At 70.5% G+C, this 13,569-nt stretch carries 14 protein-coding genes; 10 read left to right on the forward strand and 4 right to left on the reverse strand.

Annotated elements, in window-relative coordinates:
- Window positions 1–36 precede the first annotated feature (36 nt).
- The 6 genes from GVY39_RS12885 (at window position 37) to GVY39_RS12910 (ending at window position 6,127) form a co-directional block, all read left to right on the forward strand.
- Entirely contained in the window at window positions 37–420 is a 384-nt protein-coding gene (locus GVY39_RS12885; protein ID WP_159924052.1) for a roadblock/LC7 domain-containing protein, read from the forward strand.
- Window positions 417–758 carry a DUF742 domain-containing protein gene (locus GVY39_RS12890; protein WP_159923911.1) on the forward strand — a complete coding sequence of 114 codons (342 nt, stop codon included), beginning with the start codon at window positions 417–419 and terminating at the stop codon, window positions 756–758. The genes GVY39_RS12885 and GVY39_RS12890 overlap by 4 nt, the downstream gene beginning before the upstream one ends.
- 1 nt (window position 759) lies before the next feature.
- Window positions 760–1,332 carry an ATP/GTP-binding protein gene (locus GVY39_RS12895; protein WP_321209885.1) on the forward strand — a complete coding sequence of 191 codons (573 nt, stop codon included), beginning with the start codon at window positions 760–762 and terminating at the stop codon, window positions 1,330–1,332.
- A gap of 189 nt (window positions 1,333–1,521) precedes the next feature.
- A complete protein-coding gene (locus GVY39_RS12900; protein WP_201295215.1) occupies window positions 1,522–1,941 on the forward strand; it encodes a VOC family protein in 420 nt (139 codons plus the stop codon).
- A gap of 78 nt (window positions 1,942–2,019) precedes the next feature.
- Window positions 2,020–4,773: a phosphoenolpyruvate carboxylase gene (ppc, locus tag GVY39_RS12905; protein WP_159924056.1), complete on the forward strand. Its 2,754-nt coding sequence runs from the start codon at window positions 2,020–2,022 to the stop codon at window positions 4,771–4,773.
- A 115-nt stretch (window positions 4,774–4,888) separates the two neighbouring features.
- Window positions 4,889–6,127, forward strand: a complete 1,239-nt coding sequence (locus GVY39_RS12910; RefSeq protein WP_159924058.1) for an amino acid deaminase — start codon at window positions 4,889–4,891, stop codon at window positions 6,125–6,127.
- A gap of 90 nt (window positions 6,128–6,217) precedes the next feature.
- Here GVY39_RS12910 and GVY39_RS12915 read toward each other — a convergent pair whose 3' ends face one another.
- Complete coding sequence (locus tag GVY39_RS12915) at window positions 6,218–6,775, reverse strand: TetR/AcrR family transcriptional regulator (protein WP_159923915.1); 558 nt, start codon at window positions 6,773–6,775, stop codon at window positions 6,218–6,220.
- A 65-nt stretch (window positions 6,776–6,840) separates the two neighbouring features.
- Here GVY39_RS12915 and GVY39_RS12920 point away from each other — a divergent pair, with 65 nt between their 5' ends.
- Window positions 6,841–7,989, forward strand: a complete 1,149-nt coding sequence (locus tag GVY39_RS12920) for an FAD-dependent monooxygenase (protein WP_236565429.1) — start codon at window positions 6,841–6,843, stop codon at window positions 7,987–7,989.
- 12 nt (window positions 7,990–8,001) lie between these two features.
- On the opposite strand, the gene GVY39_RS12925 is transcribed toward GVY39_RS12920, so the two are convergent.
- A complete protein-coding gene (locus tag GVY39_RS12925) occupies window positions 8,002–8,970 on the reverse strand; it encodes a YafY family protein (protein WP_159923917.1) in 969 nt (322 codons plus the stop codon).
- A gap of 62 nt (window positions 8,971–9,032) precedes the next feature.
- Between GVY39_RS12925 and GVY39_RS12930 the strand changes: the two genes are divergently transcribed.
- On the forward strand, window positions 9,033–10,250 hold the full coding sequence (locus GVY39_RS12930; protein WP_159923919.1) for an epoxide hydrolase family protein: 1,218 nt from the start codon (window positions 9,033–9,035) through the stop codon (window positions 10,248–10,250).
- A 24-nt stretch (window positions 10,251–10,274) separates the two neighbouring features.
- Here GVY39_RS12930 and GVY39_RS12935 read toward each other — a convergent pair whose 3' ends face one another.
- On the reverse strand, window positions 10,275–11,246 hold the full coding sequence (locus GVY39_RS12935) for a YafY family protein (RefSeq protein WP_159923921.1): 972 nt from the start codon (window positions 11,244–11,246) through the stop codon (window positions 10,275–10,277).
- 63 nt (window positions 11,247–11,309) lie between these two features.
- Between GVY39_RS12935 and GVY39_RS12940 the strand changes: the two genes are divergently transcribed.
- Window positions 11,310–11,801 (forward strand): pyridoxamine 5'-phosphate oxidase family protein, encoded by a 492-nt coding sequence (locus GVY39_RS12940; RefSeq protein ID WP_159923923.1) that lies wholly within the window; start codon window positions 11,310–11,312, stop codon window positions 11,799–11,801.
- Window positions 11,802–11,948: 147 nt separating this feature from the next.
- Here the strand turns inward: GVY39_RS12940 and GVY39_RS12945 are convergent, their stop codons facing one another.
- Window positions 11,949–12,776 (reverse strand): isocitrate lyase/phosphoenolpyruvate mutase family protein, encoded by an 828-nt coding sequence (locus tag GVY39_RS12945; RefSeq protein WP_159923925.1) that lies wholly within the window; start codon window positions 12,774–12,776, stop codon window positions 11,949–11,951.
- Between the two features lie 64 nt (window positions 12,777–12,840).
- On the opposite strand from GVY39_RS12945, the gene GVY39_RS12950 reads away from it, so the two are divergent.
- Window positions 12,841–13,548, forward strand: a complete 708-nt coding sequence (locus GVY39_RS12950; protein ID WP_159923927.1) for a helix-turn-helix transcriptional regulator — start codon at window positions 12,841–12,843, stop codon at window positions 13,546–13,548.
- The last annotated feature ends 21 nt before the right edge of the window (window positions 13,549–13,569 follow it).

Below are 13,569 nucleotides of genomic sequence, written 5' to 3' on the forward strand. Positions count from 1 at the left end.
CACATACCGAGCGCCGACCCGCACACATTCAATTGGATGCTGGCCAACTTCGTCCGGGAGACCGACGGTGTACGCGAGGCGGTCGCGGTCTCCTCGGACGGCCTGCTCATCGCCATGTCCGACGGCCTGGACCGCATCTCCGCCGACCGGCTCGCCGCCATGGTGTCCGGGCTGGTCGGGCTCGCCCGAAGCGCCTCGCGCAGTTACGCCTTCGACGGGCTGAAGCTGATCATGATCGAGATGAAGCGCGGCTTCCTGCTCGTCTCCGCCCTGGGCGACGGCAGCTGCCTCGGCGTGATCGCCGACAGCGGTTGTGACGTCGGTCTGGTGGGGTACGAGATGGCGGTGCTCGCCGAGCGCGCCGGCGCGCTGCTGGATCCAGCGCTCATCGCCGAACTCCGCGAGACGCTGCGGCGATGAGACGGGAATCCACCGCCGACGAGCGATTCGTGCGTCCCTTCGTGGTCACCGCCGGACGCACCACGCCACTGCTGGAGGGGCTGCGCATCGAGACGTTGGTGCGGGCCGAGCCCGCCGCGCTGTCCGCTCCGCTGCGCTTCGAGCAGCACACCCTGGTCCGGCTGTGCCAGCAGCCGCACTCCATCGCCGAAATCGGCACCGCGCTGCGGGTTCCGATCGGGGTGGCCAAGGTCGTCGTCAGTGACCTGGCCGCCGCCGGACACGTGACCGTACGCGCCGCCGACCAGCTCACCGCCGCTGCCATCGAGAGGATCAGGGATCTTGTCCGGGCACTCTGACATGCGAACGCCGACCATGCCGTCCTCGGTGAAAATCGTGATCAGCGGCGGGTTCGGCGTCGGAAAGACGACGTTCATCGGAGCCATCTCCGAAATCGAGCCGCTGGTGACCGAGGCGGCGATGACCGAAATGGCCGTCGGCGTGGACGACCCAGGACACCGTGCGGACAAGACGCATACCACGGTCGCCCTCGACTTCGGCCGCATCACTCTGGACAGTTCGCTGATCCTGTACCTGTTCGGCACGCCGGGCCAGGACCGCTTCGTCTTCCTGTGGGACGACCTGGTCGACGGTGCGCTCGGTGCGGTGATCGTGGTGGACACCAGCCGCGTCGACGACTGTTACCCGGTGCTGGACTATTTCGAGGAGCGCGGCACGCCCTTCGTCGTCGCGGTCAACCGCTTCGACGGCAGCGCCCACTTCGACCTCGGCGAGGTTCGCGAAGCGCTGGAGCTGGAGAACTGGATTCCGGTTCTCGAGTGCGATGCCAGGTCTCGCGATTCGGTCAAAGAGGTGTTGGTTTCGCTGCTGGAGCAGGTACTGCTGCACCGCCCGGATCAGCTCACCGCGTGAGACATGGGCTGATCGCCACGCATCGGGGCTTGTCGGCGGTACGAAGTTTCCGGCCGGTGCCAGATGGGTCGCTCGAACGAGGGTGCACTGCGGCACCGGCCGAAAATCCGAAGGTCGTCACCGATGAATTCGCCGCGCGTCCGGCGTCTGTACTGTTGCCCCTCCCGAACGACGACAAGGAGCATCATCGTGAGCAACGGCGCGGACCTCGCCCTCACCCACATCGGCGTGCTGGTCGGTGACCAGGACAAGGCCCTGGAGTTCTACCGCGACGTCATCGGACTCGAGGTGCGCGCGGACATGCCGTTCGCCGGTGGGCGCTGGGTGACCGTCGGCCCCGCGAAGCAGCCGGGTATCGAGTTCATTCTCGAGACCCCGGAGATGGTGCCGGACGAGGCCGCCGGTGCGGCGGCGCGGGCTCGGCTGGCCAACGGCGCGCAGGGCACGCTGATCTTCACCACCGACGCCGTGGACGCGACCTTCGCCCGGCTGCGCGACGCCGGGGTCGAGGTGACGCAGGAGCCGATCTCGCAGCCGTACGGGGTGCGCGACTGCGGATTCCGCGACCCGTGGGGCAACCACCTGCGCTTCTCCGAACTCCCGGACTGATCCGGGCGCGGCCGGTGTGGGCCGCGTCGCATACCCGCGCGGGCCGGAGGGCAATACTGTCTGATCATGGGCGAAACGATGAGCGAGACCCAACAGGACGCCATCCGGCCGCTGCGCGACGACATCAGGTTTCTCGGCGGCGTGCTCGGCGACACCATTCGCGACCACGAGGGACCGGAGGTCTTCGACCTCATCGAGCGGGTGCGTATCGAGGCTTTCCGGGTACGCCGCGAGGAAGTCGGGCGCAGCGCCGTCGCGGAAATGCTGGACGGTGTGGACATCGCGGTGGCTCTTCCGCTCATCCGCGCGTTCAGCTATTTCGTGCTGCTGGCCAATCTGGCCGAGGACATCCAACGCGACCGCCGCCGCGCCGCGCACGAGGCGGCGGGGGAGCCTCCGCAGGACTCCTCGCTGGCGGCGACCTACCGCAAACTGGACGCGGCCGCGCTCGACGGGGCCCGGGTCGCCGATCTGCTGGCCGACGCGCTGGTGTCGCCGGTGATCACCGCGCACCCGACGGAGACCCGCCGCCGCACCGTCTTCGACGCGCAGGCCCGGATCACCGAGTTGATGCGCCTGCGTCAGCGCTATGCCGAGGGCGAGCGAGCCGATCTGGAGTTGCGGATCCGTCGCCAGGTGCTGAGCCTGTGGCGAACCGCGCTGATCCGCCTGGCCCGCTTGCGCATCCAGGACGAGATCTCGGTGGGTCTGCGCTATTACGACCTCACCCTGTTCGACGTGATCCCGAAGATCAACGCCGAGGTGCGCGCGGCGCTGCGCTCGCGCTGGCCCGGTGTCGAGTTGCTGCCGCGCCCGATCCTGCGTCCCGGCTCGTGGATCGGCGGCGACCGTGACGGAAACCCTTATGTCGACGCCGATGTCGTGCGTCAGGCCGCCTTCCGCGCGGCGGGCGTCGCTTTCGAGCGTTACCTGCGCGAGCTGGTGGAATTGGAGAAGACGCTGTCGCTGTCGGCTCGGCTGGTCACGGTGACGCCCGAAGTCGCCGCCCTCGCCGAGACCGGATATCCCGATCCGGCCACGCATGCCGACGAGCCGTATCGCCGTGCGCTGCACCATGTTCGCGCCCGGCTGACCGCCACCGCGCTGGCCGCGCTCGGAGAGGTTCCGGCCAACGGCCTGGACACCGGGGCGCGGCCCTACCCGACGCCGCAGGCGGCGCTGGACGACTTGGACGCGATCGACGCCTCGCTGCGGCGCAGCGGTGACGGCCTGCTCGCCGACGATCGTCTCGCCGCGTTGCGCTATGCCTTGGAGACCTTCGGCTTCCACCTGCAAGGCCTGGACCTGCGACAGAACTCCGAGGTACACGAGCAGGTCGTCGCCGAGCTGCTGGCCTGGGCCGGGGTGCACCCCGACTACGCGAGCCTGCCGGAGTCGCGCCGGGTGGAATTGCTCGCCGCCGAACTGCGCACCCGCCGCCCGCTGCTCGGCCCGCACGCACGGCTGAGCGAACTCGCCGCGAAGGAACTGGGCATCGTCCGCGCCGCACGGGATGTGGTGGGCACCCTCGGCGCGGAGGCGGTGCCGAACTACATCATCAGCATGTGCACGTCGGTCAGCGATCTGCTCGAAGCCGCTTTGCTGCTGAAGGAAGGCGGACTGCTCGACCCCGGGGAGCCGGACGGGCCGCCGAGCTGCCCGGTGGGCATCGTCCCGCTGTTCGAGACCATCGAGGACCTGGGGGCCGGGGCGGCGACTTTGTCCGCGGCGCTGGAGGTGCCCGTCTACCGCGATCTGGTGGCCGCGCAGGGGATGCGCCAAGAGGTCATGCTCGGCTACTCCGACTCCAACAAGGACGGCGGGTACCTGGCCGCGAACTGGGCGCTGTACCGGGCCGAACTGGACCTGGTCGAGGTCGCCCGCAAGACGGGGATCCGGCTGCGACTGTTCCACGGTCGCGGCGGCACGGTCGGTCGCGGCGGTGGCCGCAGCTACGACGCCATCCTCGCCCAGCCCGCGGGTGCGGTGCGCGGCTCGCTGCGGCTCACCGAGCAGGGTGAGGTGATCGCCGCGAAATACGCCGAACCCGGTGCGGCGCACCGCAATCTGGAATCGCTGATCGCGGGCACCTTGGAGTCGACCCTGCTGGACGTGGAGGGCCTCGGCCCCGACGCCGAGCCGTCTTACGGAATCATGGACGACCTGGCCGCCCGCGCTCGCGCCGCATACGCGCGGCTGGTGCACGAAACACCCGGATTCGTCGAGTACTTCCGGCAATCCACGCCGGTCGCCGAGGTCGGCGACCTGAACATCGGCAGCAGGCCTGCCTCGCGCAAGCCGACGAGTTCGGTGGCCGACTTGCGCGCCATCCCCTGGGTGATGTCCTGGAGCCAGGCGCGGGTGATGCTGCCGGGCTGGTACGGCACCGGCACGGCGCTGGAGGAGTGGATCGGCGGCGACCCGCGGCGACTGGCCACCTTGGCCGACCTGTACCGCCGCTGGCCGTTCTTCCGCACCGTGCTGTCCAACATGGCGCAGGTGATGGCCAAGAGCGATCTGGACATCGCGGCACGCTACGCCGAACTCGTGGAGGACGGGTCGTTGCGGGAGCAGATCTTCGGCATGATCCGCGACGAACACGCCCGGACCGTGCGTATGCACGCCGCCATCACCGGCAACGATCACCTGCTGGCCGACAACCCGTCGCTCGCGGAGTCGATCCACAATCGCTTCCCCTACCTGGAGCCGCTCAATCAGATGCAGGTGGAACTGCTGCGCCGCCTGCGCGCCGGGGACGACTCCGAACTGGTGAAACGCGGCATCCTGCTGACCATGAACGGCCTGGCCACGGCCCTGCGCAACTCGGGCTGAGCCGCCTGGGCCGTACCGCCGAGCAGTCCGGTCCGGTAGGAAGAACGTCGTGCAGATCGACGAAGCAGCCGTAGCGGCGCTCGCGGACCGCCGGATCGGTCCCGAGCACAAGGGCATGCCACCGGCGGCCTGGGGACGCACCGTGCGGGAGTTCCGCGCCACCGCGCCGACGCTCGAGCAGCTGGAGACGCCGGTGCTCACCGTGGATCGCGCGGCCGTGGCGACGAACATCGCGGTGATGGCCGATTGGGTCCGCGCGGCAGGCGTGCGGCTGGCGCCGCACGGCAAGACGACGATGGCCCCGCAGCTGTGGGCCGACCAGCTGGCGGCGGGCTCGTGGGGCATCACCCTGGCCACCATCTGGCAGACGCAGGTGGCGCGATCCTTCGGCATCGCGCGGGTACTGCTGGCCAACGCGCTGGTCGATCCGGTCGGACTGCGCTGGGTGGCGGCGGAGTCGGCGCGTGACCCGTCTTTCGAGTTCGTCTGCTGGGCCGACAGCGTCGAAACGGTCGCGCTGATGGACGCGCACCTGCGCACCGCCCCGGAGGGAGAGCGGATCCGGGTGCTGGTGGAACTCGGCGGCCCGAACGGCAGGACCGGCGCGCGCACGGTGGAGCAAGCGCACGATGTGGCGCGGGCGATCGACGCGGCGTCCCGGCTGTCGCTGGCCGGGGTGGGCGGCTACGAAGGCGCGCTCGCGCACGACCGCACCGCCAACGGCCTCCGCGCGGTGCACGACTATCTCGCCGCACTCGCCCGCCTGCACCGGGAACTCGCCGCGGCCGGGCGATACCGGGGTCCGGCGATCGTCACCGCGGGTGGCAGCGCCTATCCGGAGCTGGCGCTCGAGTACCTCGCCCCGCTCTCCGACGAACAGGGCAGCCACGGTGTCGCGACGACGGTCGTCCTGCGCTCTGGGGCGTACGTCATCCACGACGACGGCTTCTACGCGAGCATGTCGCCTCTGGTCGCGCCCGGATGCGCGCGGCCGCTGCGTTCGGCGATGCACGGCTGGGCGCGTACTCTCTCGCGCCCGGAGTCCGGACTCGCGTTGCTCGACGCGGGCAAACGCGATCTGCCGTTCGACGAGGGGCTTCCGATCCCGCAACGCGTCGCGGGACCTGGCGGCGACGCGCTGGACCCGGGCGCCTCGGTCTCCGCGCTCAACGACCAGCACGCCTTCCTCCGGCTGCCGGGTGGCGCCGCGACGGAATTGCCGATCGGCGCGGTCGTGCGCCTCGGTCTTTCGCATCCGTGCACGGCGTTCGACAAATGGCGGCTCATTCCCGTGATCGATGACGCCGACGCTGCGACGCCCCGGGTGGTCGATCTCCTGCACACGTTCTTCTGAGAGACGACCCTCAGGGAGATTCAGCGAGTTCCTGGCAGCGCCGGGGCCTTCGGTGGAACGCGGTGCCGGGATGCCGATGTCGCGCGTACATCAACCTCTGGAAGCGATCAGTGTGCGCACCAACCGGCCGAGCATGGGGCGCGGATCGAAGTCCGGCGCCGGGTCCACCAATTGGTGCAGGATGATGCCGTCGAATTGGCCCACCAAGATCTGCGTCATCGCCTGGTCGCCGCCGACCGCCGCCAGCAGGCCCGCGGCCCATTCGGTCAACCTGCGGTGCCCGCGCCGCACGGTCTCGCGCAACGCGGGCGTGGTTTGCGCCTCCAGGAACAGCGCGTATCGAGCCAGTGTCCGCACACGGTCGGTCCGCACGGCGTATACGACGAAGGCTGCCATGCCGTCGACGAGTTCCTCGATCGTGCCGGGGGCGGGTTGCCGGTTGAGCGCTGCCCAATCCGCGTAGTCGCGCGCCTCGAGCCGCTCGGCGATTCCGGTCAGCAGCGCCTCTCGGGTGCGAAAGTAGTTGGAGGCCGAGCCGGCCGGCATGCCCGCGGCCTCGTCGACCGCGCGGTGGGTGAGCGCGCGGGTGCCCCGGGATCCCAGCAGGTCGATCGCCGCGTCCAACACGATCTCGCGCTTGGTGGACATGCCCCTGATACTACAGCAGTAGTGATCCGTGCTACAGGCCCGGGATTCGCTACTACATTCGTAGTATGGTCCGGGACAGCTGCTCGCCGAGCGGTCCGGAGAAAGGGGAAGCCATGTCGAAGGCGCTCATCGTGGGCGGTGGCATCGGTGGTCTGGCGACGGCGGTGGCCTTCCTGCGGCGGGGATGGCAGGTCGAGGTGCTCGAGCGCGCCGCCGAGATCACCGAGGTCGGGGCGGGATTGTCCCTGTGGCCCAACGCTCTTCGCGCCCTCGACGCGCTCGGTGTCGGCGAGGAAGTGCGTGCACGGGCCGTCGAGGAAGGCGCGGCGGGCATCCGTGACCAGGCGGGGCGCTGGCTGACCAGGATGGACGCCGAGGCGATCCGGGCGCGATACGGCAGTCCGATCATGCTGCACCGTGCCGATCTGGTGCACACGCTGCGCTCCGCGATCCCCGGGGAGCAGCTGCGCACCGGTGTCACCGTGACCGAGGCCGGAACCGACGGCACGGTGGTGCATTCGGCCGGCACATCCAGCGGCGACGTCGTCGTCGGCGCCGACGGCATTCGCAGCGTGGTGCGTCGTGCCGTGTGCGGCGAGGTACGGCCCCGCTACGGCGGCTACACCGCGTGGCGTGTGGTCGTCACGCCGCACGAGCCGGTCGGTGAGATGGGCGAGAGCTGGGGACGCGGCGAACGTTTCGGTTACGTCCCGCTCGCCGACGGCCGGGTCTACTGCTTCGCCACCGCGAACCTGCCCGAGGCCACGCCGAGCGGCGGGTTGGCCGAGTTGCGCGCGCGCTTCGGCGGATGGCACGAGCCGATTCCCGCTCTGCTCGCCGCGGCCGGGGAAGCCGAGGTGCTGAAGCATGACCTCTACGACCTGCCCGCATTGAAAACCTATGTAGCAGGGCGGATCGCGCTCGTCGGCGACGCGGCGCACGCCATGATGCCCACCCTCGGGCAAGGCGCTTGCCAAGCCCTGGAGGACGCGGTGGTGCTGAGCAGGGTGGCCGCCGCGGGCGGCGGCCTGGCCGGCTACGACCGGGAGCGCGGGCGGCGCACCCGGATGATCGCGTCCCGTTCCCGCCGACTCGGCGCGGCGGCGCAACTGTCGTTTCCGCCCGCCGTCGCGTTCCGTGACGCCGTGGTGCGGGCGATCCCCGCCTCGGTGCAGCTCAGATCGCTCGCCTCCGTTCTGGATTGGAGCTGCTAGCCGCCGCGGCCGCTACGGTGCGGGGAAGGCGCGCAGCGCTCGCTCGCATCGGGCGGCCTGGGCCCGCAGGGCTTCGACGAGTTCCGGCGGACCGGCGAGCAGTGTGAAGTCGAGATCGACCGAGGTGATCATCCACACCAACTGCTCCGGTGTTTCCGCCCCTACTAGCAGGCGGCAACTGTGGTCGTCGACGGCCTCCAGCACGCCCATCCCGGGCCAGACACGATCGGCGGCATACTCCGCGGAGCCGTGCAGCAGTACCGTCGCCTGCCGCGGCCAGGCCCGGGTGGACAGCCGCATCGAAAGATACGCCGCGACATCGCCTTCCGGCGGTTCCCGCGGTGCGAATCGGGGACCGGTCGGGATCCGCGGGGTGATCCGGTCGGCACGGAAGGTGCGCCAGTCGGCGCGGTCCACGTCCCAGGCGACCAGGTACCAGTGTCTGCTGAAGTGCACGAGGGTGTGCGGCTCGACGGTGCGGACACTGGGCGCGCCGTCGAGCGCGCGATAGTCGAACCGCAACCGTTCGTGGCGCTGGCACGCTTCAGCGACGGCCAGGAGGGTGTCCGGCCGGACGTCGCTGCCGGGCGTGCCGACGCGCAAGGTGGCGCCGCGCAGCGTGCGGACCCGATGGCGCAAGCGGGGCGGCAGCACCTGTTCCAGCTTGGTCAGCGCGCGCAGCGACGCCTCCTCGAGCCCGGTCACGGTGCCGGCGGAGGCGCCGCGCAGGCCCACCGCCACCGCGACGGCTTCCTCGTCGTCGAGCAGCAGCGGCGGCAGCGCGGCCCCCGCGCCGAGGCGGTATCCGGCGGCGCCCTGGGTGGCGTGGACCGGGTAGCCGAGTTCCCGAAGCCGATCGACGTCGCGGCGCACCGTGCGCCCGGTGACGCCGAGCCGTTCGGCCAGTTCGGCGCCGGTCCAGTCGCGATGGGTCTGCAGCAGGGCCAGCAGTTTGAGCAGGCGAGCCGACGTTTCGAGCATTACGCCACAATGCCGGAAACTTAGGAACGATCGCGTCCTAAGCGCTTCCTACCGTGGTGGACATGACTACCGACCAGGACATTCGCCCCTTCCGCATCGATATCCCGCAGGAGAAGATCGACGACCTGCATCGCCGCCTCGCCGGCACGCCATGGCCGAACGACCTGCCCGGCGCCAAGTGGGACAAGGGTATGCGGGTGTCCTATCTGCGTCCGCTGGCCGAGTACTGGCGCACCGAATTCGACTGGCGCGCCGTCGAAGCGAAGCTGAACGAACTGCCCCACTTCGTCACCGGCATCGACGGGCGGCAGGTGCACTTCCTGCACGTCCGCTCGCCGGAGCCGGATGCGCTGCCGTTGGTGCTCAACCACGGCTGGCCCGCGTCGTTCGTCGAGTTCCTGGAGGTGCTCGGACCGCTGAGCGATCCCCGCGCGCACGGTGGCGACCCGGCCGACGCGTTTCACCTGGTCGTGCCCTCACTGCCGGGCTTCGCGTTCTCCGAGGTGTCCCCGGACCCGGGTGCTGGCTCGACCGAGCGGTTCGCGGAGGTGGTCGCCGCGCTCATGGCGCGCCTCGGCTACGACCGCTACGGCGTGCAGGGCGGCGACGCGGGGTACTTCATCGCCGCTCGGTTGGGCCATATCGCCCGCGAGCACCTCGCGGGCCTGCACGTGAACGGTCCGATCACGATCCCCGCGTGGGACAGCGGCGATACCGACTCGTGGGGCGGGGCGGAGGAATCGGCGGCTGCGGGCGAGTGGTCCTCGGCGGGTGCGCAGGCCGGGTACAGCCAGGAGGATCAGGCGAAGCTGGCCACGCTGACCGGCCCGGAGAGCTATGCCCGCTACGACTACGCGACGCTGCAAGCCAACCGTCCGCAGACGCTGGCGATCGGCATCCACGACTCGCCCGCCGGGCTGTTGGCCTGGATCGCCGACCTGTTCCGGCAGTACACGAATCCGGCGATCGAACTGCCCGAGGACGCGGTGGGCCGGGACGCGCTGCTGACCAATGTCAGCCTGTACTGGTTCACCGGAACCTTCGCCTCCTCGCTGCGGCTCTACAGCGAATCCGCGGCCTGGGGAGCGCCCGTGCGGAAGTCCGACGTGCCGACCGCGGCGGCGCTGTTCCCCGGTGACCTCTCGATCCGCAAACTCGCCGAAGACGCGCACAACATCGTCCGGTGGACCGAATTCGACCGCGGCGGGCATTTCGCGGCGATGGAAGCGCCGGACCTGCTGACCGCGGACGTCCGCGAGTTCTTCCGCACCCGGCGCTAGCCGAACCGGGCGGGTGCGGGAGAGCTAACCTCCGCGGTAGCGCGCATGCATGGCGGCGGCCGTCGCCGCGAGCTGTGCGCGCAGCTGCGGCGGTTCCAGCACTTCGACGAACTCGCCGAGGGGAAGAAGAGCGTGCGCGAGCACCTCGAAGGACTCGGACGGCACGACCACTTCGACCCAGCCTTCGGCATCGGGCGGTCCCGCGGAGGCTTGTGCCTCCGCGACCGCTGCCGGATCGTTCATCAGCCGCAGCAACCGCAGGTGGGTGGCGGCGATCCGGCAGCGCGCCCGGACGCGCAGCATCGAACGCGCGAAATCGTCGGCGGCGTCGCTCCAGTGCGCGCGCAGGTCGAATTCGGCGGGGCGGTCGAACGATTCGCCGGTCGGTTCGGCGGAGAGGATCCGGCCCACCCGATACGAGCGGGGCGTGCGCCCGCTCCGGGCGACCAGGTACCAGGTGCCTGCCTTGAGCACCAGCCCGAGCGGGTCCAGCAAGCGCTCGACCACCGTGTCTTTGCGGCCGTAGCGCACGCGCAGCGTGCGGTCGTGCCAGAGCGCGTCGGCGATCGTCGCGAGCGTCGGCGTCTCGTCCGGTCGGTGGAACCAGCCCGGCGCGTCGACGTACACCCGCTCGGCGATGCGCGTCGCGCGTCCGCGCAGTTCCGGTGGCAGCGCGGCGAGCACCTTCAACTGCGCGGTGGCCAGCACGGTGCCGAGCCCGAGATCGGCTGCGGCGCCGGGCAATCCGGCCAGCAGCACCGCGTCGGCCTCGTCGGTGGTGAGGCCGGTGAGCCGGGTGCGGTAGCCGTCCAGCAGCCGCACGCCACCCGCGCGACCCGGCTCGCTGTAGACCGGGACACCCGCCGCCGAGAGGGCTTCGACATCGCGATAGACGGTGCGCACCGAGACCTCCAGTTCCCGCGCGAGTTCCGGCGCGGTCAGCCGGCCCCGGGTCTGCAACAGCAGAAGCAGTTGCACCAGTCGACTCGCCCGCATGCCCGCGACACTAGCCGGAAACCTTGACAGAAGACGGCAAGTTTTCGCCGTACCGTCCTCGGCATGACCACTTGGAGCCGATTCACCGAAGAAGCGCCGCATATCGCCGAGGTCTTCCTGCGCAGGCACCGGGCCGCGGGGAATCTCTGCATGCTCGGCACCCTCCGTTCCGACGGTTACCCGCGGATCAGCCCGATCGAGCCGCGGGTCTTCGAGGGGTTGCTCGTGATCGCGGGGATGCCGGGCACCACCAAGTTCCGCGACCTCGCCCGGGATCCGCGCTTCTGCCTGCACACCGCCACGGTCGACACGAACGTGTCCGACGGCGACGCCAAACTGTTCGGCACCGTCATGGACCTCCCCGACCGGGAGGTGCACACCCGCTTCGCTCAGCAACTGTTCGATGAGACCGGCTTCGACATCCGAGGTCAGGAGTTCGACCACTTCTACGTCGCCGAGCTCACCGGGGCGTCGACGGTGGAGGTAGCGGGCGACCACCTCGACATCACCATCTGGAAACCCGGCGAAGGAGAGCGCGTGGTGCAGAAGCACTGACTCGGTGGCGGAAACGGCGCTGCTCCGGCCGGACGCGTCGGGGGCATCGCCACTCGTGCGTCGCAGGCGACGCGGCCGGAGTGGACCCGCTCGCCGACGGCTGAGGGCGAAGTGGTCCACGCTTTCGAGTTCCGGACGAATCGCTGCTCACTGGCTGGTGTGCGCAGGCAGCAGGCGTTGGATATCGGTGTAGCTCACGACGCCGGACGCAGGGGAGGCGTCGTCCCGCACGGAGCGTGCGACCTCCACCGCGGCCGACAGCGCCGAGCGGTAGAGCAGCGACCCGGTGCTGATCCGGCGCACGCCGAGTCCGGTCAGCGTCGCGACGCCGGGGCCGGTGGCGGCATAGAGGACGTTGACCGGCAATTCCGTCGTCGCCACGAGCCGCCGGATGCGCTCCGGGTCGGTCAGGCCCGGCAGGAAGACGCCGTCGGCTCCGGCCGCCGCGTACCGTCGCACGCGGGCGTGGGTCGAGCCGTGATCGAGACCCAGCCAGTAGGTGTCGATACGGGCATTGACGAACATTTCAGGCGTGCGTTCCTTGATCGCGGCGATCAGTGTGGCCTGGTGCTCCGGCGTCGCCAGCGCCGATCCCGCACGGCCGTCTTCCAGGTTGACGCCCGCGATCCCCCAGGCGGCGAGCTGTTCGACGAAATCCGCTACAGCGCCGGGCCGCTCGTCGAAGCCACCCTCGATGTCGACGGTCACGGGGATCGGCAGCCGCGCCAGGCGACGGGCGGAAGCGAGCGTTTCCGCCTTCGTTCTGCCCGCCCCATCGGCCAGCCCTGCCGCGGCGGCGACGCCGAGGCTGGTCGTGCCGATCGCCGGGAATCCCTCGGTCGCCAGCAGCGCGGCCGACGCGAAGTCCCAGGCGTTGGGCAGTACGAGGGGCCGGTCACGGTGATGCAGACCGTGGAAGATCTCGAACTTGGTCGGCGAGGTGGCCGCGCCGGGCGCCGGAGAAGACGAAGTCATGCCGCGACGGTAGCCACGGAACGTTTCGGCGCCCGCCGAAACGAGGGGCCGCCATCATGGAGTGGTGCCGACCACAGGAGCCGAACTGGCGGGTTTCGCCGCCCTGCTCGCCGACCGCACCCGAGCCGACATCTGCCTCGCCCTGCTGAACGGACGGGCGTGGACCGCGGGCGAGCTCGCGCGCCACACCGGTGTCGCCGCGTCCACCGCGACCGAGCACCTGGACCGCCTGTGCGACGGCGGCCTGCTGGTCGAACACCGTCAAGGCAGGCATCGCTACGTCCAGCTGGCCGGTCCGCAGGTCGCCGAACTGCTCGAGGGCATGGTCGCTCATCTCGGCCCGTCCGGCCGCCCGGTGACCGGCTTGCGCACCGCCGCGGTCGCCGCCGCGCTGGCTCGTGGCCGCACCTGCTACGACCATCTCGCGGGCCGGCTCGGTGTGGCGATCACCGACGCCATGACCGCGCGTGGCCTGCTCCACGGTGACGGCGGGTTCGCCCTCACCGATTCCGGCTCGGCGTGGCTCACCGGCTCGATGGGCGTCGACCCTGCCGCCCTGCGCGCCACGCGACGCCCGGTGGCCAGGCCCTGCCTCGACTGGACCGAGCGCCGCGTCCATCTCGGCGGCTCGGCGGGCGCACAGCTGTGCCGCCGCCTGAAAGAGTTGGAGTGGGTCAAGGGCGTCGGTAGCGGCCGTGCCGTGCGGGTCACCGCGCGGGGCGAAGCCGGGCTGGCCGAAGCGCTGGGTATCGACCCGGCCGTGCTGCGCTGAGCCGTCGCACGGCGGCTCGCG

The organism is Nocardia sp. CY15 (assembly GCF_009829295.1).
Taxonomy (GTDB): domain Bacteria; phylum Actinomycetota; class Actinomycetes; order Mycobacteriales; family Mycobacteriaceae; genus Nocardia; species Nocardia sputi.